Origin of the sequence: Pseudomonas sp. 3MA1, assembly GCF_029237275.1 — a bacterium.
In the GTDB taxonomy this organism is placed as follows: domain Bacteria; phylum Pseudomonadota; class Gammaproteobacteria; order Pseudomonadales; family Pseudomonadaceae; genus Aquipseudomonas; species Aquipseudomonas fluorescens_AP.
Map to the genome: position 1 here is coordinate 96,244 of NZ_JAACFX010000017.1, position 23,527 is coordinate 119,770.

22 protein-coding genes are annotated in these 23,527 nt (G+C 64.5%); 12 read left to right on the plus strand and 10 right to left on the minus strand.

Annotated elements, in window-relative coordinates:
• Positions 1–2 precede the first annotated feature (2 nt).
• Positions 3–599: a TetR/AcrR family transcriptional regulator gene (locus GWQ44_RS29475; protein ID WP_275928944.1), complete on the minus strand. Its 597-nt coding sequence runs from the start codon at positions 597–599 to the stop codon at positions 3–5.
• Entirely contained in the window at positions 592–1,443 is an 852-nt protein-coding gene (locus GWQ44_RS29480) for a 3-hydroxybutyryl-CoA dehydrogenase (protein ID WP_275928945.1), read from the minus strand. The genes GWQ44_RS29475 and GWQ44_RS29480 overlap by 8 nt, the downstream gene beginning before the upstream one ends.
• Positions 1,444–1,614: 171 nt before the next feature.
• On the opposite strand from GWQ44_RS29480, the gene GWQ44_RS29485 reads away from it, so the two are divergent.
• Positions 1,615–2,631, plus strand: a complete 1,017-nt coding sequence (locus GWQ44_RS29485) for an AraC family transcriptional regulator (RefSeq protein ID WP_275928946.1) — start codon at positions 1,615–1,617, stop codon at positions 2,629–2,631.
• A 362-nt stretch (positions 2,632–2,993) separates the two neighbouring features.
• Here GWQ44_RS29485 and GWQ44_RS29490 read toward each other — a convergent pair whose 3' ends face one another.
• Positions 2,994–4,862 (minus strand): sigma-54-dependent Fis family transcriptional regulator, encoded by a 1,869-nt coding sequence (locus GWQ44_RS29490; protein ID WP_275928947.1) that lies wholly within the window; start codon positions 4,860–4,862, stop codon positions 2,994–2,996.
• A 355-nt stretch (positions 4,863–5,217) separates the two neighbouring features.
• On the opposite strand from GWQ44_RS29490, the gene GWQ44_RS29495 reads away from it, so the two are divergent.
• The 6 genes from GWQ44_RS29495 to GWQ44_RS29520 all read left to right on the plus strand — a co-directional run bounded on the left by GWQ44_RS29495 (position 5,218) and on the right by GWQ44_RS29520 (position 11,459).
• Positions 5,218–6,318 carry an NAD(+)/NADH kinase gene (locus GWQ44_RS29495; RefSeq protein WP_275928948.1) on the plus strand — a complete coding sequence of 367 codons (1,101 nt, stop codon included), beginning with the start codon at positions 5,218–5,220 and terminating at the stop codon, positions 6,316–6,318.
• Entirely contained in the window at positions 6,296–7,273 is a 978-nt protein-coding gene (locus tag GWQ44_RS29500; protein WP_275928949.1) for a thiamine pyrophosphate-dependent dehydrogenase E1 component subunit alpha, read from the plus strand. Before GWQ44_RS29495 ends, GWQ44_RS29500 begins: the two co-directional genes overlap by 23 nt.
• A gap of 30 nt (positions 7,274–7,303) precedes the next feature.
• Positions 7,304–8,320 carry an alpha-ketoacid dehydrogenase subunit beta gene (locus tag GWQ44_RS29505; RefSeq protein ID WP_047303226.1) on the plus strand — a complete coding sequence of 339 codons (1,017 nt, stop codon included), beginning with the start codon at positions 7,304–7,306 and terminating at the stop codon, positions 8,318–8,320.
• On the plus strand, positions 8,317–9,429 hold the full coding sequence (locus GWQ44_RS29510) for an acetoin dehydrogenase dihydrolipoyllysine-residue acetyltransferase subunit (protein ID WP_275928950.1): 1,113 nt from the start codon (positions 8,317–8,319) through the stop codon (positions 9,427–9,429). The genes GWQ44_RS29505 and GWQ44_RS29510 overlap by 4 nt, the downstream gene beginning before the upstream one ends.
• Before the next feature lie 88 nt (positions 9,430–9,517).
• Positions 9,518–10,591 carry a 2,3-butanediol dehydrogenase gene (locus tag GWQ44_RS29515; RefSeq protein ID WP_256244682.1) on the plus strand — a complete coding sequence of 358 codons (1,074 nt, stop codon included), beginning with the start codon at positions 9,518–9,520 and terminating at the stop codon, positions 10,589–10,591.
• A 145-nt stretch (positions 10,592–10,736) separates the two neighbouring features.
• Complete coding sequence (locus GWQ44_RS29520; RefSeq protein ID WP_275928959.1) at positions 10,737–11,459, plus strand: hypothetical protein; 723 nt, start codon at positions 10,737–10,739, stop codon at positions 11,457–11,459.
• Positions 11,460–12,001: 542 nt separating this feature from the next.
• Here GWQ44_RS29520 and GWQ44_RS29525 read toward each other — a convergent pair.
• Entirely contained in the window at positions 12,002–13,288 is a 1,287-nt protein-coding gene (locus tag GWQ44_RS29525) for an MFS transporter (RefSeq protein WP_275928951.1), read from the minus strand.
• A gap of 75 nt (positions 13,289–13,363) precedes the next feature.
• Complete coding sequence (locus GWQ44_RS29530) at positions 13,364–14,743, minus strand: M20 family metallopeptidase (RefSeq protein WP_275928952.1); 1,380 nt, start codon at positions 14,741–14,743, stop codon at positions 13,364–13,366.
• 116 nt (positions 14,744–14,859) lie between these two features.
• Here GWQ44_RS29530 and GWQ44_RS29535 point away from each other — a divergent pair, with 116 nt between their 5' ends.
• Positions 14,860–15,744 (plus strand): LysR family transcriptional regulator, encoded by an 885-nt coding sequence (locus tag GWQ44_RS29535; RefSeq protein WP_275928953.1) that lies wholly within the window; start codon positions 14,860–14,862, stop codon positions 15,742–15,744.
• Positions 15,745–15,958: 214 nt separating this feature from the next.
• Here GWQ44_RS29535 and GWQ44_RS29540 read toward each other — a convergent pair whose 3' ends face one another.
• Both GWQ44_RS29540 and GWQ44_RS29545 read right to left on the minus strand, forming a co-directional pair.
• Complete coding sequence (locus tag GWQ44_RS29540) at positions 15,959–16,315, minus strand: DUF6572 domain-containing protein (RefSeq protein ID WP_047303259.1); 357 nt, start codon at positions 16,313–16,315, stop codon at positions 15,959–15,961.
• 38 nt (positions 16,316–16,353) lie between these two features.
• On the minus strand, positions 16,354–16,857 hold the full coding sequence (locus tag GWQ44_RS29545) for a hypothetical protein (protein WP_047303261.1): 504 nt from the start codon (positions 16,855–16,857) through the stop codon (positions 16,354–16,356).
• A gap of 371 nt (positions 16,858–17,228) precedes the next feature.
• On the opposite strand from GWQ44_RS29545, the gene GWQ44_RS29550 reads away from it, so the two are divergent.
• Together GWQ44_RS29550 and GWQ44_RS29555 are read left to right on the plus strand one after the other, a co-directional pair.
• The gene (locus GWQ44_RS29550; RefSeq protein ID WP_275928954.1) at positions 17,229–18,098 is read left to right on the plus strand and encodes an AraC family transcriptional regulator; all 870 of its coding nucleotides are present in this window, start codon (positions 17,229–17,231) and stop codon (positions 18,096–18,098) included.
• Between the two features lie 68 nt (positions 18,099–18,166).
• A complete protein-coding gene (locus tag GWQ44_RS29555; protein WP_016962944.1) occupies positions 18,167–18,421 on the plus strand; it encodes a hypothetical protein in 255 nt (84 codons plus the stop codon).
• 48 nt (positions 18,422–18,469) lie between these two features.
• Here GWQ44_RS29555 and GWQ44_RS29560 read toward each other — a convergent pair whose 3' ends face one another.
• The gene (locus tag GWQ44_RS29560) at positions 18,470–18,826 is read right to left on the minus strand and encodes a DUF6572 domain-containing protein (protein ID WP_047303265.1); all 357 of its coding nucleotides are present in this window, start codon (positions 18,824–18,826) and stop codon (positions 18,470–18,472) included.
• Positions 18,827–19,292: 466 nt separating this feature from the next.
• Between GWQ44_RS29560 and GWQ44_RS29565 the strand changes: the two genes are divergently transcribed.
• The gene (locus tag GWQ44_RS29565) at positions 19,293–20,918 is read left to right on the plus strand and encodes a methyl-accepting chemotaxis protein (protein ID WP_275928955.1); all 1,626 of its coding nucleotides are present in this window, start codon (positions 19,293–19,295) and stop codon (positions 20,916–20,918) included.
• Positions 20,919–21,484: 566 nt separating this feature from the next.
• On the opposite strand, the gene GWQ44_RS29570 is transcribed toward GWQ44_RS29565, so the two are convergent.
• Positions 21,485–21,886, minus strand: a complete 402-nt coding sequence (locus GWQ44_RS29570; protein ID WP_275928956.1) for a type II toxin-antitoxin system HicB family antitoxin — start codon at positions 21,884–21,886, stop codon at positions 21,485–21,487.
• 38 nt (positions 21,887–21,924) lie between these two features.
• Positions 21,925–22,107, minus strand: coding sequence for a type II toxin-antitoxin system HicA family toxin (locus GWQ44_RS29575; protein WP_042942436.1), 183 nt, complete (start codon positions 22,105–22,107; stop codon positions 21,925–21,927).
• 270 nt (positions 22,108–22,377) lie between these two features.
• Here GWQ44_RS29575 and GWQ44_RS29580 point away from each other — a divergent pair, with 270 nt between their 5' ends.
• Complete coding sequence (locus tag GWQ44_RS29580; protein WP_275928957.1) at positions 22,378–22,932, plus strand: hypothetical protein; 555 nt, start codon at positions 22,378–22,380, stop codon at positions 22,930–22,932.
• The last annotated feature ends 595 nt before the right edge of the window (positions 22,933–23,527 follow it).

Genomic DNA, 23,527 nt, shown 5'->3' on the forward strand with positions numbered 1-23,527 from the left:
GCTCAGGCCACCGCGCTGTGCAGCGGCGCGCCACCCAGCAGGCGCTCGATGGCGCCGCTGAGCAGGTTTTCCAGCAGGGCTTCGCGTTCACGCTCGGCCAGCGCTTGCTCGCTGAACCAGCTGGGGGCGCTGTTCAGCAGGTTGGCCAGGGCATGGGCGGCGGCGCGCTGGGCCTCTGGGCCAAGGCCGGGCGGGGTGCCCAGCAGTTGCAGCAACTGTTGCTCGTAACGCTCGCGCAATTGCCCGACCCGCACCTGCTGGTCGGGATTGAGGCAGCCGCTGTCGCGCTCCACCAGGCGGAAATGCCGCGGCAATTCCCGGTGCAGCTTCAAGTGGGCGCGGATCAGCGCCGGCAGGCAGTCGCCCTGTAGCTTGCGTCGCTGCAGGCGCTTGAGGGTGCTGTGCAGCTCATCGAAGAACTCTTCGATCAGGTCCAGCAACAGGTGCTGCTTGCTCGGGTAATGGTGGTACAGCGAGCCCGGGGTCAGCCCCAGATGGCTCGCCAGCTCACGCATGCCGACCTGGCCGAAGCCCTTGCTGGCGAACAGCTCCAGGGCCTTGTCGCGGCTTTCGGCAAAACGTGAGCAGCGCTCAGCCATAGGTATGGAAACCCCGACCGGTCTTGCGCCCCAGGTAGCCGGCGGCAACCATTTCCTTGAGCAGCGGCGCGGGGCGGTACTTGCTGTCGTTGAAGCCGTCGTAGAAGGCTGCAAGGATCGCCAGCAGGGTGTCCAGGCCAATCAGGTCGGCCAGGGCCAGCGGGCCGATGGGCTGGTTGCAGCCCAGGCGCATGCCGGCGTCGATGTCCTCGGCGCTGGCCAGGCCTTCCTGGAACACCAGGATCGCCTCGTTGATCATCGGCACCAGGATGCGGTTGACCACAAAACCCGGGCGGTTGCCGGCGGTGATCGCGGTCTTGCCCAGGCGCTCGGCCATATGCATGGCCAGGGCGTGGGTCGCGTCGCTGGTCTGCAGGCCGCGGATCACCTCGATCAGGCCCATCACCGGCACCGGGTTGAAAAAATGCAGGCCGATAAAGCGCTCGGGGGCGCTGACGCTGGCGGCCAGTTGGGTGATCGACAGCGACGAGGTGTTGGAGGCAATCACGCACTCGGCGCTGACCTGGGCGGCGATCTGCTGCAGCACCTTGAGCTTGAGGTCGAGGTTCTCGGTGGCGGCTTCGATCACCAGCTGGGCGTCCTTGAGCACGCTGTAATCGGTGCTGATGCGGATCTTGTCCAGAGCGGCGAGCTTGTCGTCTTCACTCAAGGTGCCCTTGCTCACCTGGCGGTCGAGGTTCTTGCCGATGGTGGCCAGGGCCTTGTCCAGGGCGCCCTGGGCGATGTCCAGCAGGGTCACGTCAAAGCCCGCCTGGGCGCAGACCTGGGCGATGCCGTTGCCCATGGTGCCGGCACCGATCACCCCGATAGTCGCAAGATTCATCTTCAGCTCTTCCTTTGTTCATGGCCTTCGCGGAGCATGGCGCGGTTGCCTTGCCCTGCGGGTTATCCAGCGCGAGTCTAGAGCCGCACACGGTGCCCGGCCTATGCCGAAAGCGGTCAAGGGTGCTGGCGTTTTTTGCCATAGGTCCAGCTACGGGAGCACAGCCTCTACATGCGTGAAACGGATTCGGTCGCGGTCTACTTTGTCCGGGTGATGACCCACGCCCTGCGCCAGCAGCCGGCGCGGCTGGCGGCGGTACTGAGCGAGGCCGGCATCGACCCGGCGTTGCTCGACCAGCCCCGGGCGCGGGTGCCCGGCAGCGCCTTTGCCGCCCTGTGGCTGATCCAGATCCGCGAGTTGCAGGACGAATTCTTCCAGCTCGACTCCCGCGGCATGCCGCCGGGGGCTTTCGCCCTGATCTGCCGCGGACTGATCCAGGAGCCCAACCTGGAAAAAGCCCTGCGCCAGTGCCTGAACAACTTTGGCCTGTTTTTACGGGACGTCGGCGCCCACCTCAGCGTGCGCGGCAAGCGCGCGGTGATCAGCCTTGAAAGCCGCTGCGCCGACCCGCTGCGCGGCCACTACGCCGAGGAAACCCTGCTGGTGCTGATCATCAGCCTGCTGTGCTGGCTGGGCGGGCGGCGAATCCCCATCGACCGCGCCGACTTTCGCCACTCGCGCCTGAGCCTCAGCGACGATCCGCTGCTGTGGGGCAGCAACCTGAGCTGGAACGCCGGGCGCACCGAGATCGAATTCGCCAGCCGTTTCTTGCGCTTGCCGGTGGTCCAGGACCTGGCCTCGCTCAAGGTGTTCCTGCGCAGCGCGCCGCAATGGCTGGTGATCCGCTTTCGCAACCAGCACGGCCTGACCACCCAGGTGCACCAGCGCCTGCGGGGCAGCCACTACAGCCAGTGGCCGACCCTGGAAGCCTTCGCCCGCGAAGTGCAGATGAGCGCCAGCACCCTGCGCCGGCGCCTGGAGCGCGAGGGCGGCTCGTACCAGGAGATCAAGGACGAAGTACGCCGCGGTGTCGCCGTCGAGCTGCTACGCCGCTCGGCGGCCAGCATCAGCGAGATTGCCGAACTCACCGGCTTCCAGGAGCCCAGCGCCTTCCACCGCGCGTTCAAGAAATGGACCGGCGAAAGCCCCGGGCGCTACCGCGCCCGTTTCCAGCCAGCCCCCGCCTGATTCCACGACATCCCGGCTCCTACGGATTTCGTCCCGTCACGCAGTCCGTTGTAGGAGCTGGCTTGCCAGCGAAGGCGCCCGCAAGATCACCGCCTGATCCGAGGGCCTGTTCGCCGGGAAGCCGGCTCCTACGGATTTCGTCCCATCACGCAGTCCGTTGTAGGAGCTGGCTTGCCAGCGAAGGCGCCCGCAAGATCACCGCCCGATCCAAGGGCCTGTTCGCCGGCAAGCCGGCTCCTACGGATTTCGTCCCATCACGCAGTCCCTTGTAGGAGCTGGCTTGCCAGCGAAGGCGCCCGCAAGATCACCGCCCCATCCAAGGGCCTGTTCGCCGGCAAGCCGGCGTCTACGGTCGGTGTGGATTAGGCCGGGCTGCGGCCGGGCATCTGGATGCCGTGCTGCTGCACGCGGCGGTACAGGGTGGCGCGGGAAATGCCCAGGGCCTTGGCCGCCGCCACGGGTTTCCAGCGGTGGCGCACCAGGGCATCCAGCAGGGCCTGGCGCTCGGGGCTGGTGGCGGTTTCCAGGGCGGGCAGGGCGCCTTCGGCTGCTGTGCCGCGCAGTTGTTCGGGCAAGTCATGCAGTTGGATCAGCGGCCCTTCGCACACCGCGCAGGCGTAGCGCAGCACATGGCGCAATTGCCGCACATTGCCCGGCCAGCGGTAGCCCAGCAGGCATTCCAACGCCGCATTGCCCAGTTGCACCGGCGCGCCGCAGCGCTTGGATTCCTCTTCGACAATCCGGGTGATCAGCGCCAGTCGGTCGCTGCGTTCGCGCAGCGGCGGCAACTGAAAACGCGCGCCGCCGAGGCGGAAATACAGGTCCTCGCGAAAGCTGCCTTCGGCCACCAGCGCTTCCAGGTCGCGGTGGGTGGCGCAGATCACCTGGATATCCACCGCCTTGCGCTGCGCGGCCCCCAGCGGCGCCACTTCACCCTCGGCCAGCACCCGCAGCAGGCGGGTCTGCAAGGCCAGGGGCATGTCGCCGATTTCATCGAGGAACAGGGTGCCGCCATCGGCCTGTTGCAGCAGCCCTTGCATGCCCTTGTTCGAGGCCCCGGTAAAGGCCCCGGCGACGTAGCCGAACAGCTCGCTCTCGATCAGGTTCTCGGGAATCGCCGCGCAGTTCACCGCGACAAAGGGCCGGTCCCGACGTTGGCTGGCCTGGTGCAGCTGGCGGGCGAAGACTTCCTTGCCGGAGCCGGTTTCGCCCTGGATCAGCACCGGCAGGTGGCGGTCCTTGACCCGCACCGCCAGGCGCAGGCTCTGTTCCACTCGCGGGTCCAGCGGTTCGCCGGCCAGGCTCAGGCGCGGGCGCTGTGCCGGGCGCCTTGGCGCTTGCAGGCGGCCGTGGAGGTTGTCGGAAAGGGGGCACAGGGCTTCGTCGCGGGCGCGCTGCAACAGCTGCGGGTCGAACACCTGGGTGATGTGCTGCGGCAAGCGGCCATAGCGGCGCAGCAGGTAATGGCGCGCCGCCGGGTTGAGCGCGCGCAGGCAGCCGTCGTCGTCCCAGGCCAGCAGGTAATCCGGCTGGCTGTCGACATAGCCCGGGCTGGCATGGGCCCGCAGCACCCAGTAACCCTGGGCGCTGTTCATGAAGAACGCCTGTTCGATCTCCCGCGCGCTTTGCACCACCATCTGCCGGATCAGGTGCTGCGAACGGCGGTCATCCGGGGAGCGCACCGCCGACACGTCCAGCACCCCCAGCAGCTCGCCCTGGGGATCGAACACCGGGGCGGCGGAGCAGGTCAGGCCGATGAAGGCGGCACGAAAGTGGTCGCGCTTGTGCACGGTGATCGGCGTGCGCGCGGTGAGCACCGCTGCCACGCCGCAGGTGCCTTCTTCACCCTCCGACCAGCAGGTGCCCAGGTACAGCCCGGCCTTGCGGCAGTCGTTGCGCAGGGTGGATTCCACCCGGTAGTCGATGGTCTGGCCCTGGGCGTCGGTGAGCAGCACGCAGTAGTCGGCGTCGCGCACCCGGCCATGCAGGCGCGCCACTTCTTCGCTGGCGATACGCAGGAACAGCTCGGAGCGCTCGCGGCATTCCTTGAGTACGTTCTCGGAAAGGATGCGCGGCCCTTGCAGCGAGCCGGGGTCCAGCTGGTGCTGCTCCATGGAGCGCCGCCAGGAATCGAGGATCAGGCTCGGCACCGGCGCCTGGGGCAGGTGCGCGGCGTTTTTCAGGACCCGGCTGACGCAGTCCACATGGGCTTTGGAATGTGCGGAAAGCATGAAGGCCTCCGGTTGCAGCTTCTTATCGTTGTCGGCGCATTAAGCGCCGATCCGTGGCCCTCGACAAGCACCGGGCGGCGCCGTGGGGGCGCTGAGACGCAACGTCTCAGGATCTCGCCCAGGCCCCGTGCAGGCTGACATGCGACGTCTCACGGAAGGCTGGCTTCAAGGCGCCGCAGCAAGCCTGTCAGCCGCTCTGGAACGGCCTTCTGCAGAGGTTTTCCGATAACTGGCACCGGCCTTGCTCTGGCCCTTGGCAACCAGTTTCCGGTAACCCGCGCCGACTGGCCCATCGAAGAATAAGAACGAGGTGCCCGATGTTTTCTCCTGCCTGTGCTCCGCCCGCGGTGAGCCCATGAACCGCCGCCCCCTGACCGTCGGCATCATCGCCAACCCGGCTTCGGGCCGTGATGTGCGCCGCCTCACCGCCAACGCCGGGCTGTTCTCCAGCACCGACAAGGTCTCGGTGATCCAGCGCCTGCTGGCGGCCTTCGGCGCCACCGGCATCGAGCAGGTGCTGATGCCCACCGACATGACCGGCATCGCCGCCGCGGTGCAGAAGAACAGCCGTAGCCGCCAGGCCCGGGAGCAGCACTGGCCGGTGCTGGAATTTCTCGACCTGACCCTGCGCCAGAGCGTCGAGGACACCCGCCAGGCGGCGCGCTGGATGGCCGAGCGCGAGGTGTCGCTGATCGCCGTGCTCGGGGGCGACGGCACCCACAAGGCGGTGGCCGCCGAGGTCGGCGACATTCCGCTGCTGACCCTGTCCACCGGCACCAACAACGCCTTTCCGGAGCTGCGCGAAGCCACCAGCGCCGGGCTGGCCGGCGGGCTCTACGCCAGCGGCCGGGTGCCCGCGGAGATCGCCCTGCGGCGCAACAAGCGCCTGCTGGTGCGCGAGCCGTCCCGGGGCCTGCGGGAGGTGGCCCTGGTGGATGTGGCGGTGTCGCCCCTGGCCTTTGTCGGCGCCCGGGCCATCAGCCGCGCCAGCGATCTGGCCCAGGTCTTCGTGACTTTCGCCGAGCCCCAGTCCATCGGCATTTCCGCGCTCTGCGGGCTGTGGCTGCCGGTCACCCGCCAGGAGCCCCACGGCGCCTGGATGCGCCTGGACCCGCAATCCCCCGAGGCGCTGCTGGTGCCCCTGGCCCCCGGCCTGTTGCAGGGCTGCGGGGTGCTGGAGGCCGGTTACCTGCAACCCGACGTGCCCCAGCCGCTGTGCCTGAACGCCGGCACCCTGGCCCTGGATGGCGAGCGCGAGATCGAGTTCAACCCCCACGACCGGCCCACGGTCACCCTGGATGCCGGCGGCCCGCTGAGCATCGACGTCAACGCGGTCCTGGCACACGCGGCGCGCCAGCGCCTGCTGGCCATCGACCGCGATCACCGGCAACACCCCGTGAACCTTCAGTCCGAAGACACCCTGGAGAATAAAAATGTCGACACCCCTGACCACTGACCAGTTGCTCCACGCCTACCGGGTGATGCGCACCATCCGCGCATTCGAAGAACGCCTGCACGTGGAATTCGCCACCGGCGAGATCCCCGGTTTCGTCCACCTCTACGCCGGGGAAGAAGCCTCGGCCGCCGGGGTCATGGCCCACCTGCGGGACGACGACTGCATCGCCTCCAACCACCGTGGCCACGGCCATTGCATCGCCAAGGGCGTGGACGTCTACGGGATGATGGCGGAGATCTACGGCAAGAAGACCGGGGTCTGCCAGGGCAAGGGCGGCTCCATGCACATCGCCGATTTCGAGAAGGGCATGCTCGGCGCCAACGGCATCGTCGGTGCCGGCGCGCCGCTGGTGGTGGGCGCGGCCCTGGCCGCCAGGCTGCAAGGCACCGACGCTGTGTCGGTGGTGTTCTTCGGCGACGGCGGCTCCAACGAAGGCGCGGTGTTCGAGGCCATGAACATGGCCTCGGTGTGGAACCTGCCGTGCCTGTTCATCGCCGAGAACAACGGCTACGCCGAAGCCACGGCCTCCAACTGGTCGGTGGCCTGCGACCACATCGCCGACCGCGCCGCCGGTTTCGGCATGCCCGGGGTGACGGTGGACGGCTTTGATTTCTTCGCCGTGCACGAAGCCGCCGGCGCCGCCGTGGAGCGCGCCCGGGCCGGGGAGGGGCCGTCGCTGATCGAGGTCAAGCTGACCCGCTACTACGGCCACTTCGAGGGCGACGCTCAGACCTACCGCGCCCCCGACGAGGTCAAGCATTACCGCGAGCACAACGACTGCCTGATGCAGTTCCGCGAGCGCACCACCCGTTCGGGCCTGGTGCAGGCCAGCCAGCTGGAGCAGATCGATGCGGACGTGGAAGCGCTGATCGAAGACGCGGTGCGCAAGGCCAAGTCCGATCCCAAGCCGAGCCCCGCCGACCTGCTCAGCGACGTTTACGTCGCCTACCCATAACGCCCCATAGAACAACAAGAGATCACCATCATGGCGAGAAAAATCAGTTACCAGCAGGCCATCAACGAAGCCCTGGCCCAGGAAATGCGCCGCGACCCCAGCGTGTTCATCATGGGTGAAGACGTGGCGGGCGGCGCTGGCGCCCCCGGCGACAACGACGCCTGGGGCGGTGTGCTCGGGGTGACCAAAGGCCTCTACCATCAATTCCCCGGGCGGGTGCTGGACACCCCGCTGTCGGAGATCGGCTACGTCGGCGCCGCAGTGGGGGCTGCCACCCGTGGCGTGCGCCCGGTGTGCGAGCTGATGTTCGTCGACTTCGCCGGCTGCTGCCTGGACCAGATCCTCAACCAGGCGGCGAAGTTTCGCTACATGTTCGGCGGCAAGGCCCAGACCCCGCTGGTGATCCGCACCATGGTCGGCGCCGGCCTGCGCGCCGCGGCCCAGCACTCGCAAATGCTCACCTCGCTGTGGACCCACATCCCCGGGCTGAAAGTGGTCTGCCCGTCGTCGCCCTACGACGCCAAGGGCCTGTTGATCCAGGCGATCCGCGACAACGACCCGGTGATCTTCTGCGAGCACAAAATGCTCTACAGCCTGCAGGGCGAAGTGCCGGAAGAGTCCTACGCGATTCCCTTCGGCGAGGCCAACTTCCTGCGTGACGGCAAGGACGTGACCCTGGTGTCCTACGGGCGCACGGTGAACACCGCCCTGGACGCGGCCCGTGCCCTGGCCGGGCGCGGCATCGACTGCGAGGTGATCGACCTGCGCACCACCAGCCCGCTGGACGAAGACAGCATCCTGGAGAGCGTGGAGAAGACCGGGCGCCTGGTGGTGATCGATGAAGCCAACCCGCGCTGCTCCATGGCCACCGATATCTCGGCGCTGGTGGCGCAAAAAGCCTTCGCCTCCCTCAAGGCACCGATCGAAATGGTCACCGCGCCCCACACCCCAGTGCCGTTCTCCGACGCCCTGGAAGACCTGTACATCCCCGACGCGGCGAAGATCGAAAAAGCCGTGCTCACTGTGATCGAGTGGAGCCGCCGATGAGCCAGATCCATACCCTGACCATGCCCAAGTGGGGCCTGTCGATGACCGAAGGCCGGGTCGATGCCTGGCTCAAGGAAGAAGGCCAGAGCATCAGCAAGGGCGATGAAGTGCTGGACGTGGAGACCGACAAGATCTCCAGCAGCGTCGAGGCGCCGTTCTCCGGCATCCTGCGCCGGCAGATCGCCCGCCAGGACGAGACCCTGGCGGTGGGCGCGCTGCTGGGCATCGTGGTCGATGGCGAAGCCAGCGACGCCGAGATCGACGCGGTGATCGAGCAGTTCCAGGCCAGCTTCGTGCCCGGCGACAGCGCCGACGAAGACAGCGGCCCGGCGCCGCAGAAGGTCGAGCTGGGCGGCCGCCTGATCCGTTATTTCGAGCGCGGTGAAGGCGGTACGCCGTTGGTGCTGGTGCACGGCTTTGGCGGTGACCTCAACAACTGGCTGTTCAACCACGAAGCCCTGGCCGCCGGGCGCCGGGTGATCGCCCTCGACCTGCCGGGTCATGGTGAGTCGGCCAAGGCCCTGCAGCGGGGCGACCTCGACGAATTGAGCGAAGTGCTGCTGGCGCTGCTGGATCACCTGGAGATTCCCGTGGCCCATCTGGTGGGCCACTCCATGGGCGGCGCGGTGTCCCTCAACAGCGCGCGGCTGGCGCCGGACCGCGTGCGCTCGCTGACCCTGATCGGCAGTGCCGGGCTGGGCGCTGAGATCAACGGCGACTACCTGCAAGGTTTTGTCGAGGCCAGCAACCGCAATGCGCTGAAGCCGCAACTGGTGCAGCTGTTCTCCAATGCCGACCTGGTGAACCGGCAGATGCTCGACGACATGCTCAAGTACAAGCGCCTGGAAGGGGTGCAGGCGGCCCTCGGGCAACTGGCTGGCAAGCTGTTCGCCGATGGTCGCCAGCAGGCCGACCTGCGCTCGGTGGTGCAGGACGGCCCGCAGCCGGTGCTGGTGATCTGGGGCAGTGACGACCGGATCATTCCGGTGAGCCACAGCGCCGATCTCAAGGCGCAGATCGAGGTGCTGCCGGGGCAGGGGCACATGCTGCAGATGGAAGCGGCGGAGCAGGTCAACCGCCTGATCCTCGACTTTATCCAGCAGCACTGAGCTGTGCTGCGGCGCCCAGGGGGCTGTCGCAGCTCTACAAAAACAAGGAGAAGCCAAGATGAGTGTTGCCCTCAAATCCGTTCCGAGCATGCGCGCCGCGGTCTGGCACGGTCGCCACGATATCCGCGTCGAAGACGTACCGCTGCCCGACGCGCCGCCTGCCGGCTGGGTACAGATCCGTGTCGACTGGTGCGGGATCTGCGGTTCCGACCTGCACGAATATGTGGCCGGGCCGGTGTTCATTCCGGTGGACGCACCGCACCCGCTGACCGGGATCAAGGGCCAGTGCATCCTCGGCCACGAGTTCTGCGGCGAAATCGTCGCCCTGGGCGAAGGGGTCCAGGGTTTCAGCGTTGGCCAGCCGGTGGCCGCCGACGCCTGCCAGCACTGCGGCACCTGCTACTACTGCACCCACGGTCTGTACAACATCTGCGAAAACCTGGCCTTTACCGGGCTGATGAACAACGGCGCCTTCGCTGAATTGGTCAACGTGCCGGCCAACCTGCTGTACGCCTTGCCGGCCAACTTTCCCGCCGAGGCCGGGGCCTTGATCGAGCCGTTGGCGGTGGGCATGCACGCGGTGAAAAAGGCCGGCAGCCTGCTGGGGCAGAACGTGGTGGTGGTCGGCGCCGGCACCATTGGCCTGTGCACCATCATGTGCGCCAAGGCCGCCGGCGCGGCCCAGGTGATCGCCCTGGAAATGTCCGGCGCGCGCAAGGCCAAGGCCCTGGAGGTGGGTGCTACCCACGTGCTCGACCCCAAGGAGTGCGACGCCCTGGCCGAGGTCAAGCGCCTCACCGGCGGGCTGGGCGCCGATGTCAGTTTTGAGTGCATCGGCAACAAGCACACCGCCAAGCTGGCCATCGACCTGATCCGCAAGGCCGGCAAATGTGTGCTGGTGGGAATCTTCGAAGAGCCCAGCGAGTTCAACTTCTTCGAACTGGTGGCCACCGAGAAACAGGTACTCGGGGCCCTGGCCTACAACGGTGAATTCGCCGATGTGATCGCCTTTATCGCCGATGGTCGGCTGGATATTTCGCCCCTGGTGACCGGGCGCATCCAGCTGGAAGAGATTGTTGGCCAGGGCTTTGAGGAGCTGGTCAACAACAAGGAGCACAACGTCAAGATCATCGTGTCCCCCGGTCAGTTGCGACGCTCGTAAGCGAGCGATTTGGCGATGGTCGGCAGCGGCCATCGCACTTTTTTACAGTTTTGCGTTCTATCACCAGGCCTGGCCGCGCCGATCCCCGCCGCAGCCCGTGAATGTCGACCCGGTGCCGATGGCCTACGCTCCCTCTTCTTGCATGATGCAAACCTGCTTTGCGCGCCTGTTCCTGGTGGCGCTGCTGATGCTTGGCGCCACGGCCTGCACCCAGCAGCAAGGGCGCGATCTCGCCAAACAGTTTCGTGAAGGCAAGCCTGACGAATTCTTCCAGACCAGCGTCGATCGCATGGCCACCATCGGCATGCGCGACAACCTGCAGAGCCTGTACCTGCTGATGGGCAAGCTCTATCTGCGCAACCCCAGCCAGTGGCGCAAGTCGGGGTTCCCCGATGGCACCACGGCCCAGCGCGAGATCCGCAACGCCATCGAAAAACGCCAGCCATTGCCGGCCCTGGGGGATCGTCGTGATTTGGCGGCCTTGAGTTATTCCTTGAGCCCGGAGTTTGAGGGGGATCGGGTCGGCGCGTTCATCTATGCCATTGGCAGCATGTTGGTGACGGCCCATGGCGGGCGGACCGAGTTCTACATGACCGATAGCATCGATCCGCAGTTCATCAGTAATGCGGCGCGCAATATTGAAAAGGCCACCTGGCTGTTGAGCCAGCGTCAGGATGCCAATGGGGTGCTGTTGCTGTTTTCCAATGAGATTTCCGAGGAGGGCAGCAATCTGAGTTTTGCGGTGGAGTTTGGCAAGATCGTGGCGCGGTTGGATTTGCTGACGCAGATTCTGGATGAGCGCTATCGGCGGGTGGGGTTCAATTATGCGCAGAGTTTGTTGTTGATGAATTTTTTGCCGGTGCAGTAGCCAGAGCACAGGCCTCATTTTTTGTGGTGAGGGAGCTTGTTCCCGCTTGGGTGCGTAGCGGCCGTAAAACCTGAGGGGGCGGTGTTATGGGGGGATATCCGTTGCTGCGGGTGCGGCCGCTTATGGTTCCGCTCTTACAGCGGCTCACTTTTGAAAAGCGCAAAAGTAAGCAAAACGCTCTGCCCCTCCACTCGGTGCCTCGCCTAGGCTCGGCATGCCCGAACTCCGGCATTGATCCGTGGGCCGCCGCCACAGGCCATCCATGGCCTGGGGCGGCTAACCCGGCATCCCTGCCGGGTTACCCACGGCTCAATGCCTGCGTTCGGCCATCGTGGTTGAAGGGGCGTTCAGATCAAGATCAAAATCAAGAGCGCGACGGCGGCCTGCCGGCCGGCCTGAAGCTAAAGGTGGGTGCGTTTGTGTAGGAGCTGGCTTGCCAGCGAAGGCGTCAGTCCAGGCGCTGCATGGCTTATGGGCCTTTTCGCCGGCAAGCCGGCTCCTACGCGGCGTTTTAACCCCGCGCGACAAAAAACGGCCGCATTTCAGGTCATTCCGAGTTTCTTGCGGGCCATCAGCAGGGCTACGACGCTTAGCGCCGCTGCCAGCATCAGGTAGAAACTCGGTGCCAGTGGCGAGCCGGTAAGCGCAATCAGTCCGGTGGCGATCACCGGGGCGAAACCGCCGAAGATCGTGACGCCCAGGTTGTAGCTTAAGGACATGCCGGTGACGCGGGTGCGCACGGGGAAGATGTCCGCCATCAGCGATGGCAGGGGGGCGAAGTACACGGCCTTGATCAGGGCCATTAGCGCTACCACCAGCAGCAGGGAGCTGGCGCTGGGGCGGCTGTTGAGCCAGAAGAACGCCGGCAGGATCGCCACGGCGTAGAGCACCGCCGCTGTCAGCATGATTTTCAGGCGCCCGATATGGCCGGACAGGTAGCCGACGATGGGCGTGACGAAGGTCAGGATCAGGCCGCCGGTGAGGGTCGCCAAAAAGCCCGAGGACTGGGAAATGTCCAGGCGGGTGGCGGCGTAGGAGGGCATGTACTGGATCATGTAGTTCGAGGCGGTGGACACCACCAGGGTGCCCATGGCGATCAGCAGCAGGGTCTTTTGGCTGATCAGCACTTCGCGCAATGGGCGTTCCCCTGGTTCGCTGGCCTTGAAGTCCGGCGATTCGTCGACGGTGCGGCGGATGTACAGGCCCACCGGGCCCAGCAGCAGGCCGAAGAAGAACGGTACGCGCCAGCCCCAGTCGAGCATCTGCTGGGCATCGAGGTGCTTGGTCAGGAAGTAGCCGAAGGTCGAGGCGATGACCACGCCAAAGCCCTGGCTGGCGAATTGCAGGCTGGCGACAAAGTGCCGGGTGCGCGCTGGTGCGTGTTCCAGCATGAAGGCGGTGGAGGTGCCGAATTCGCCGCCGGCGGAGAAGCCTTGCAGCAGTCGGGCCAGGAGGATGCCGATAGGCGCGGCGAGGCCCAGGGTGGCGTAGCTGGGCATGATGGCGATCAGCAGGGTGCCCGCCAGCATGATCAGGATCGACAGGGTCAGGGCTTTCTTGCGGCCCCGGCGGTCGGCGTAGGAGCCCAGGACCGCCGCGCCCAGGGGGCGGATCAGGAACGAGATGCCGAAGGTGGCAAAGGCCAGCAGCAGGGAGATGGTCGGGTCGGCCGTGGGAAAGAACACCTGGCTGATGGTCAGGGCGAAGTAGGCGTAGATCGACAGGTCGAACCACTCCAGGGTGTTGCCGATCAAGGCGGCGCCTATGGGTTTCCACAGGGCTTTGGGTTCGACCCGGATCGCGGTCGCGGTGGCGGTTAACTCGGTCATGAAGGACGCTCCTGCTTATTGTTGGATTTTGAGCGACAGGTGCCCGAGCGGCGTCGGGCGGGGTAAGCGACGGTCTCAGGCTCGGGGCAGGTCCCCCAGGTCCCAGAACAGGGCCGTCATGATCTCCAGGCCCTCGCGAATCACCGGCAGCAGCAGGTGTTCGTCCGGGGCGTGCTGCGAGCAGCCGGGGTAGGAGTGGGGAATCCACAGGGTCGGCAGCCCCAGCACGTCGGCGAAGATGTCGTTGGGCAGGGTGCCCGCCAGGTTCGGCAACAGCGCCAGGCGCTGTGCGCTGCTACCTGCAATCGAGGTCTTGGCGAACTTGACCCAGGGGTTGTCCGGGTCCAGGCGGGTGGCCGGGGAGCAGCGCTCCATGACGATCTCCACCTGGCTGAAACCTTCGCGGTCCAGGTGCGCCCGCAGCAGGCTTTCCAGCTGCTGCCAGGGCGTGCCGAGGACAAAGCGCAATTGGCAGAAGGCCACGGCCCGGGGTGGAATCGCGTTCACCGGTTTTTGCGGGTTGCCGGTGCTGAAGGCGAGGATTTCCAGGGTGTTCCAGGCGAACAGGCGCTCGCCCAGGGTCAGCCCTGGTTCGCCCCAGTGTTCGTCCAGCGGGCGGCCCAGGGAGTCGCGGTCAATCTCCAGGTCGGCGATGGCGGCGCGCACGTTGTCGGGAATGTTCGCCGGCAGCAGTTCGCGGCAGCGGATGCGGCCGTGCTGGTCCACCAGGCTGGCCAGGGCGTTGGCCAGTACCACGCCGGGGTTGCTCATCACCCCGCCCCAGTTGCCCGAGTGCAGGCCCTTGTCCCGGGTGTTGACCTCCAGGCGGAACTGCGCCGAGCCCCGGGAGCCAAGGAACAGTGTCGGTCGGGCCGGATTCAACCGGGGGCCGTCGGAGGCGATAAACACATCGGCCCGCAACAGTTCGCGCTGCTCCTGGCACAGCTGGCGCAGCCCCGGGGAACCGGCTTCCTCGCCCATCTCGAACAGCAGCTTGAGGTTGAAACCCAGGCGCCCGTCGCGGGCCTTGAGCACTTGCTCCAGGGCGGTCAGGTTGATGCTGTGCTGGCCCTTGTTATCGGCGGTGCCACGGCCGTACCAGCGTTCGCCCTCTAGGGTCAGCTGCCAGGGATTCAGGCCCGTGCGCCACTGTTCGGCATAACCGGGCACCACGTCGCCGTGGCCGTAGCTGAGCACCGTGTGCAGGGCCGGGTCTTCCAGGCGCGTGGCAATCAGGAACGGCCCACCGGCCTCGGGGTTGGCCAGCATGTGGCAGTCGAAGCCCAGGCGCTGCAGCAGCGGCTGGATTTCTTCCTGCAGGTAGCGCGGCAGTTCATGGGCGTGGGCCGGGTCCTGGCTGTCGCTGCGAAACGCCACCCGGCGTCGCAGGTCCTGTTCAAAGTGTCCGTCGTCCAGGTACTGGCGAACGCCGGCGAGGGCAGCTTGCTTGGTCATTGCAACTCCGGTCGGGCAAGGGAACTGGCCCATGGTGGAGTCGGGCAAGGCATCTGTATATTGCTGTTTTTTGAAGGCATGATTCTAATAATTGGATGCCTGGCAAGGGGATGCACATGGACTATCGGTATTTTCTGGCGGTGATCGATGCCGGCTCCCTGGCGGCGGCCGGGGAGCGTTTACATATCGCCCCCAGCGCGGTGAGCCGGCAGATTGCCCTGCTGGAAGAGAGCGTTGGCGTGGCGCTGTTCGAGCGGCGCCCACGGGGCATGCAACTCACCGCCGCCGGCGAAGCCCTGGCCGAACACGCCCGGCGCACCTGGCTGGAGCAGGAGAACATCCTCGCCGAACTGCGGGGCGAGGGTTACCCGGGGGCCAAGGTCATCCGCCTGGTGTCCACCGAGGGTCTGTCGCGGTACTTCCTGCCCCGGGTGTTGCTGGAGCATTACCGCCTGCGGCCCGGAGCCGAGTACCGCCTGGACGTGATCTCGCCCCATGAGTGCGTGCAGCGCATTCGCCGGGGCGAGGCGGACGTGGGGCTGACCTTCAGCACCGAGCCGGTGGAGGGGGTGAATGTGTGCTACTCGATTCGCTCGCCGATTCGCGCCCTGATGCGCGTGGGGCATCCCCTGGCCAGTGCCCGGGTGCTGTCACTGGAGCAGGTGCAGGCGTTTCCCGTGGCCTTGACGCCCAAGGGCACGACTCAGCGGCAACTGCTGGATCTGGTGTGCCAGATGGACGGCCTGAGCTTTGAGCAGGTGATGACCTGCAACTTCTCCGGGGCCCTGCATGAGTTTGTGCGCCAGTCCGATACGGTGGCCTTTGCCAGCGCCATCAGTGGTGAGGGGCAGGGCATGGATGGCCTGGTGTCGGTGCCGCTGTCCAACCCGCGCTTGGGGGACCGTGACATTCAGGTGCTGACCATGCCCAAGCGGGTGTTGCCGGAAAGCCTGGCGTTCTTTATCGACACCTTGATTGCGCGGTTGCAGAAAGAGGGCTGAGGGAGGCTGCTGACCGTTCTCGCCGAGCCGGACACGCTCAGGGCGCTGGGTGAGTTCCTGATCAAGGCTGCAACTGACATGGCGGTCGATGGCCTGGAACATGTGCACCTGCAAGACGTGATCGAGCACTTCTCGCACCAGGCGCATGTGGATGTGATAGCCCTCAACCGGGCGCTGATCAAGCCTGCTTGAGGCAGCGCATTGCTCGGGCTAACTACATGTTGCGAATACGCTCGTCGGCCCGCAGTTCGAACTCAAAGCCAATGCCCACCTCATTCAGGGTTTCGGTCACGCGGGCCATGAAGTATTCGGCTTGCTCGGGCAGCTCATACAAGCCCATGACTTGAATGATCGGGTACTTGCCATAGGCGCCGGGGATCTCGGTGTAGATCTGGCCACCTTCGATGAAGGCGATGTAGGCGTTGATTTTCTCTTGCAGCAACAGCAAGTGCTCGCCCTGCGCCGCTTTGTTCCCCCATTCCAGGTGGTCGGTAATGACCAGTAGCAGGTCGTTGGGCGCCTCCTTGGAGATGCCCCAGAAATCGATGACTTTTGGATTGGTGATGGACACGTCTGATCCTTAACGAGGTCGGCTTGCAAGCATTTCATTTACCGGGTCACTGAGCGCCAGGTCACCAGCCCCTCCAGGCCATGCTCGGACTTCAGGTAGTTGAGGGTATTTTGTGCCTCGGCCTTTTCTTCGAAGGGGCCGGCAAAAAGGTGCGGTGGTTCATCGAGAACCGTGGGTATATCGATGAGCCCCATCTGGGCCGCCATGCGCGCAAAGTCTTCATCGGTTTGCGGGGTGATGCGGGCCACCCATCCGCTGCGATCCTTCAAGGCGATAGGCTCCACGTCGGCGCCGCAGCGCTTGCATCGTGAGGTGTTGGCCTTGATGTCCTGGCCGCAGGCAGGACAAGGGCGCAGATCTTCATGCACCAGCGCGTCAACGCCGGTCTTTGCCAGCCGGGGCATCAACCACAGGGCAAGCAGGGCGACACCCGGAAAGAACAGCCCTATTGCAAACCATCTTGGCCCCGAGCGCCCACGTGTACTGGCCGCGTAAGCGGTCATCGCCGTGAGAATGAGCCAGAGGGGGAGCGAGATGCCCATTGCAAGTCCTTGTGTTGGGGTGTGAGTAATGCTCCCGCTGAACGGGGGGCTGCAAAATATCCGTTCTTTGGCGGCGACGCCATAAACCATCATGCGAGCGGCCTGGTGTGGGGTAGTGGCCAGTGAGGTCAAGTGGTTGCTCGGTCGGCGCCGCTGCCGTTATCAAACCGGAGCGCCTTTGTGTTGCTGGCGCGCCAGGCCATTGGCTTGCTGTCGAATGATGAGGACAATCACGGCGCGGGGTGATTCAAGGCCTTTCCCCGGGCGGCTGCCACGAACCACCCGGGTGCACCTTGAGCAAGAGCGGCTAGGCGCGTGCCTGCCGGGATAGCCGATCCTTTGCCTACCGTTATTCCCGGAGCCTTTGCCCAGTGCCTGACCTGTCGATCAACGCCGCCTACGCCAAACGCTTCAACGCGGTACTCGCCTACATCAATGAGAACCTTGAAGGCGATCTGTCGGTGAGGACGTTGAGTCGGGTGGCGAACTTCTCCGAGTTTCACTTCCATCGGCAATTCACCGCCTTCGTCGGCGTGCCGGTTGCACGTTATGTGCAGCTGATGCGCTTGCGCGGTGCGGCCCATCGCCTGGTGTCCCGGGCGGAGCACTCGGTGCTGGAGGCCGCGCTCGGCGCCGGTTTCGAAAGCCCCGAGGCGTTTTCCAGGGCGTTCAGGCGGGCGTTCGGCATGAGCCCGAGTGCGTTCAGGAAGCAGCCGAACTGGCAGGTCTGGAATGCGGTATTTGCCATCCCTCATTTTTCCAGGAGCATCATCATGCAGGTACGAATCGTGGACTTTGCCGACACCCGGGTTGCAGCGCTGGAGCACTGCGGGCCTGCCGAGCTGGTCAATGAAAGCGTGCGTAGGTTTATCGATTGGCGGATGCAGAGCGGGCAGTCGCCGGTGGCATCGAGTCGCAGTTTTGGCATTCCCTTCAACAACCCCGATACCACGGCGCCGCAGGAATTCCGCTTTGCCATCTGCGGCGAGATTCATGAGGCGGTGGTGGCCAATGAGGTGGGTATTGGCGAGATGCAGATTGCCGGTGGCCGCTATGCGGTGGTGCGGCATGTGGGTTCGCCGGATCACATCGGTGAAAGCATCTACCCGATCTACCGCGATTGGCTGCCGGGCAGTGGCGAGGAACTGCGGGATCAGCCGATGTTCTTTGAATACCTGAGTATTTATCCGCAGACCCCACTGGAGCAGTGGCTGACGGATATTTATGTGCCCTTGCAGTAGTGGGGATGGGTCAAACCTTGCTCATGACCTCGATTTGAGCATGACCTTCGGGTACAGGAGTTCGACCTTTGCAAACGTTGAAACGCTTTAGCGTCCAGGGAACCGCGGTGGGCAGTGAGCAGAGCATCCAGCTGGACGAGATCTCTATTCTCGCCGAGCCGGACACGCTCAGGGCGCTGGGTGTTTTCTTGATCAATGCGGCCAACGAAATGGCGCTCAATGGGCGGGAGCATGTGCACCTGCAAGAGGTGATCGAGGACTTTTCCCATGAGCGGCATGTGGATTTCATTGCGCTTAACCGGGCGCTGATCCTGCCGGCATAAGGTGGTGCTGCGCGCTGCTCGACCGAGGGGCAGCGCGCAGCTGGCGGGCTACAGGCCGGGAGCCTCTTCGGTCACTTTCAGCTCGAAATCAAAGCCGATGCCGCGCTCGTTGAGGAGCTCGCCAATGCGTTTGAAAAACCAATCGACCTGCTCGGGCAGCTCGTGCAAACCCAGGACTCGGATCATCAGCTGCTTGCCGCAGGCATCGGGAATTTCGCTGTAGATTTCCTCACTTTCGATAAAGGTGATGTAGGTGTTGATCTTCTCCTGCAGCAGGAGCAGGTGCTCGCTGTGCGCCGCTTCGTCACCCCATTCGAGAGGGTCGACCATGATCAACAGCAGGCTGTCGGGCGCGGATTTGGGGATTGCCCAGATATCGATGACTGTTGGGTTGGTGATGGACATGGCTGATCCTTCAGGCGGTTGAGGGCGGCATTGTATGCCGTAGCGGCTGGATTCTTCAGTGGGCAGCCGGTTTTTGCCCCGTTCAGGCGCAACCTGGCCGAGCGGTTTTCAACAGCGGTCGGATCGACGGCAGTGACAAAATGCCATCATCTGCTATGGCTTGTTAGGCCCCCCGGTGGATAGACGCCGGGCTCCAGGTGCCATTGCCCCGAAGCATCGAGACGGCGCGGGCCGCGTTATTCGACTTAACTGATGCTCTCCCGTCCAGGGGTTGGTTCATGGGCGCAGGAGGATGGAGTGCGGCCTGCGTCCCGAGAGGCCTGGATTGACCCGAGTGAGTATCGACGTTGCCGTGCCGGGTGGGCCGCGAACCCAGTCGTCGGCTTGTTTGCAGCTCTCTGACACTCAGTCGATAGCGTGGAATGACAGCAGGGAAGTACCGACCATTCTATTAGAGAGATAAAAAATGAACGTCAGGACAATGAATCTTGCACCAAGGTCTGCCGCCTTTTTCTCGCTCATTGTCCTGGTGGTGTTCGCCCTGGGCATGGTCGCGGTGCTGCAGATGGGCAAGCTGCGAGACTCCGAGCAGGATGTCGAAACCAACTGGATGGCCAGCATCCGCGAAATCGGCAAGATGAAGACCGGCATCTTGCGCCTGCGCCTGGAAAGCATCCGCATCACCGTGACCACCGACGAACAACAGCGCCAGACCCGCATCGCCTCCTTGAGCGGTTATCGAAGCACCCTGCAGAACACCATCAGCCAGTACGTCCCCCTGATCACCGGGCCGGCGGAGCATGAGCTGTACCAGGCGGTGGCGAACGACGTGCAGGCCTACTTCAAGCTGCTGGACGAGCTGGAGCCGTTGCTGCGCAGCGGTGACAACGCCGCGGCCATCACCCTGATCAACACCCGCATCAGCCCGATGGCCAACATCATGCAAGAGAAGATGGACAAGCTCTCGGACTTCAATGACGAGGGCGCCAGGCAGGCGGGGCTCACCGCCTCGTCGGTGTACAGCAGCGGCCTGACGCTGGTGCTGGTGTTGATGGGGGTGACGGTGGTGCTCACCGTGGTACTGGCCACCGTGCTGACCCGCAGCATCACCGCGCCCATCGGCGATGCCCTGGCGGTGGCCGAGCGCATCGCCGGCAGCGACCTGTCCCGGGAGATCGGCGTCAGTGGCCGCGATGAAGCCGGCCGCCTGCTGGCCGCCCTGGCCAAGATGCAGAGCAACCTGCGGGAAACCATTGCCCACATCGCCGATTCCTCCACCCAATTGGCTTCAGCCTCGGAAGAAATGACCGCGGTGACCGAAGATGCCAGCCGCGGGCTGGTGCGGCAGAACGATGAAGTCAGCCAGGCAGCCACCGCAGTAACGGAAATGAGCGCCGCGGTGGATGAAGTGGCACGCAATGCCGAAGCGGCTGCGCAGTCGTCCCGCGAGTCCATGGAGTTCACCCGCTCCGGCATCGAGAACGTGGCCCAGACGCTGAAGGCCATCGAAGGCCTGGCCGGCAACGTGGCCAGCACTGGCGAACAGGTCAAGGCCCTGTCCGGCCGTGCCCAGGACATCAGCAAAGTGGTGGAAGTGATTCGCGCGATTGCCGAGCAGACCAACCTGCTGGCGCTCAACGCCGCCATCGAAGCCGCCCGCGCCGGCGAGCAGGGCCGGGGCTTTGCGGTGGTGGCCGATGAAGTGCGGGCCCTGGCCCACCGCACCCAGCAGTCGACCCAGGAAATCGAGCAGATGATCAGCGCGATCCAGGCCGACTCGACCCAGGCGGTGAGTGCGATGAACGTCAGTGCCGAGATGGCCAGCAGTTCGATTTCAGTGGCGCAGAACGCCGATGTGTCGCTCAAGCAGATTGCTCAGGCGATCACCCAGATCAATGAGCGCAATCTGTTGATTGCCACGGCTTCGGAGGAGCAGGCGCAGGTGGCGCGTGAGGCGGATCAGAACCTGACCAGTATTCGTGAGTTGTCGATCCAGAGTTCGGCGGGGGCCAGTCAGACGGCCAGTGCCTGTGGGGAGATGGCCAATCTGGCGATTGAGTTGAATCGGTTGGTGGCGCGGTTCAAGGTTTGAGGGTGGTTTTTTGGCCCTGCGGTGGTCTGGTTCCTTCGTAGGAGCTGGCTTGCCAGCGAAGCTTGTCGACGATGATGCGCAGGCAGCTTCTTACTGCGTGCACTTGGGGGCGAGGGGGGCATATCCGTTGCTGCGGGTGTGGCTAGTTACGGTTCCGCTCTTACAGCGGTGGGCGGTGTACATATCCGTTGCTGCGGTCACGGCTGCTTATGGTTTCGCTCTTACAGCGACTCACTTTTGAAGAGCGCAAAAGTAAGCAAAACGCTCCTGCCCCTCCACTCGGTGCCTCGCCTAGGCTCGGCATGCCCGAACTCCGGCATTGATCCGTGGGCCGCCGCAATGGGCCATCCATGGCCCAGTGCGGCTAACCCGGCGTCCTGCCGGGTTACCCACGGCTCAATGCCTGCGTTCGGCCATCGTGTCTAAGGGGGCAGGAAGATCAAAAGCCAGAGCCAGAGCCAAAGCCAGGGCCGGATTAACTCAACATCTGACGGCAGGCGGCCTGAGGGCGACTCTCCAACCTGACGGCGTTCTGCATTGGCCCTGTTCCCCGATTGAACCTGTGCTTAGCGCCCGAGCTTTTCCATCGCCGCATCGGCCAGGAAGGACGAGCGGCTCTTGATGTTGTGCTCGCGGACGAAGCGGTCGATCTGCTGAATCACATACCCCGGCAAGGTCACGTTGACCTTCTCGGTCTTGCCCAGGTAAGGCGTGATGTCGATCTCCAGCATGCCCCAGCCCATGCCCGCGAAATCGGGGTGGGTGCGGTGTTTGCCGGTGGGCGAGGGCAGGGGAATGGCCTGCCCGGCTCGGGCCCGTTCTTCGAGCATGACGTGGGCAATCTCGATGGCGGCGCTGTAGGCGGCCTCGAAGGTGTCGCTGGCGGTGACGGCGCCGGGGATGTCGGGAATCTGGATGCCGGTGGCGGTGTGTTCGTCGCCCCACTCGATGCAGATGGGATATTGCACGGGGATTTCCTCAATACAGGTGCGAAGAATGATGGGAGCTAAAGCAGCCCGGCCAGTTTCCTGATGGCCCTGACCGTTCCCCGGGGCAGATCCTTCTTCGGGTGAGGCACTGGAACGGTGTGGGGCCTGTAGGGATGCTGGAACAGATGATGGCTGCCAGTGACTCGCTCCAGCACCCATCCCGCGGCTTCAAGCTCCTTGATCAACTGTCTGCTTTGCACCTCCATCTCCTTGTCGGGGTGAGAGGCGCTTTATAACTCCAGGCGCATGATAACGCAGGTTGAATTGTGTGTCTGGAGTTATGTATCAAGGGGTGTCGTTCAGCAGGGGCCGGTGTGCTGGGCGGTCCCAGGCAACATGAAAGTGCCCGCGGTTTTTCATGGACGTGCCATTGCCGCCACTGCACTATGGCCGCGGATTTTCAGTCACCCATCTCCCCCCGTCGAAGGCCGATCCATCGGCGGGTTCATGCCAAGGAAGTCATCAGATCCATGACCGTCAGCGAACTGCTTGTCGCCATTCGTAAACCCTATGTTGAAACCCTGGCGCGTGTTGCCGCAGAAGGGGCGGCGCATGTCGAGCCCGCGTACCGCAACAGCGATGGTTCGCTGGCGGTTGAAGGGGCCATGGGCACGCCTTGTCGGGTGGATGTGATTGCGGGCGAGGGGGCTTCGGCTGGCGAGCCGGTGCAGGTTGATTCCGAGTCCGAGCTGGCCTTTGAGCCGGTGCGCTTTGCGATTGAGCAGATGGCGGTGGGCATCTCGCCCTTTGGCTGGGACTGGTTACCGCTGGAGGTGCGGGGGTTGAGCCTGGAACAGGCTTGCGAGGTGATTCGCACGTGGTTCTTTGAATGGTTTGACGGCGAAGACCAGAACCCGTCGACCGAAGAAGGGCTGCAAGGGGTGGTGCATTTTGTGTCGGACCCGGAAGCAACCGAGGAGGGGTACAGGTTCAAGGTTGACTTGGGGTCGGTTCCAGCGGAAGCGCTGGAGGAACTGCTGTTTGCATTGGCCGATACCGGCGCCACCGGAGCTTTCCTCGGATAAAGAGAGGGGGTGCCAAACGGCGACCCCACGACCGACCTGATATCGCCCACCTGCAACCGATCCCCTGTAGGAGCTGGCTTGCCAGCGAAGCTCGCCAACGATGACGCGCAGGCACCTTCTTACCGAGTGCAGTTGGGGGCGGCTGGTTTACATATCCGTTGCTGCGGGTGCGGCGGCTGGCGGTTTCGCTCTTACAGCGACTCACTTTTGAAAAGCGCAAAAGTAAGCAAAACGCTCCTGCCCCCGCATCCGGCGCCTCGCCTAGGCTCGGCGTTCCCTCGCTCCGGCATTGCTCCGGGGGCCCGCCGCCACAGGCCATCCATGGCCTGGGGCGGCTAGCTCGGCATCCATGCCGAGCTGCCCCCTACGCAACGCCTGCGCTCGGCCTCCTGAAGGGGCAGAAAGATCAAAAGCAAGATCAAGATCAAAAGCCCAAGCGCGTTGTACGCGCTTTCGTAGGAGCCGGCTTGAACTGGCCTAATGATCCCGGACACCTCTTAAGGGCGATATGATTCGCCCAATCAGGAGGCTCCATGCAAGAACGAAAGACCTATACCCGCGAGTTCAAACAACGTGCTGCAAGCATGGTTCTCGA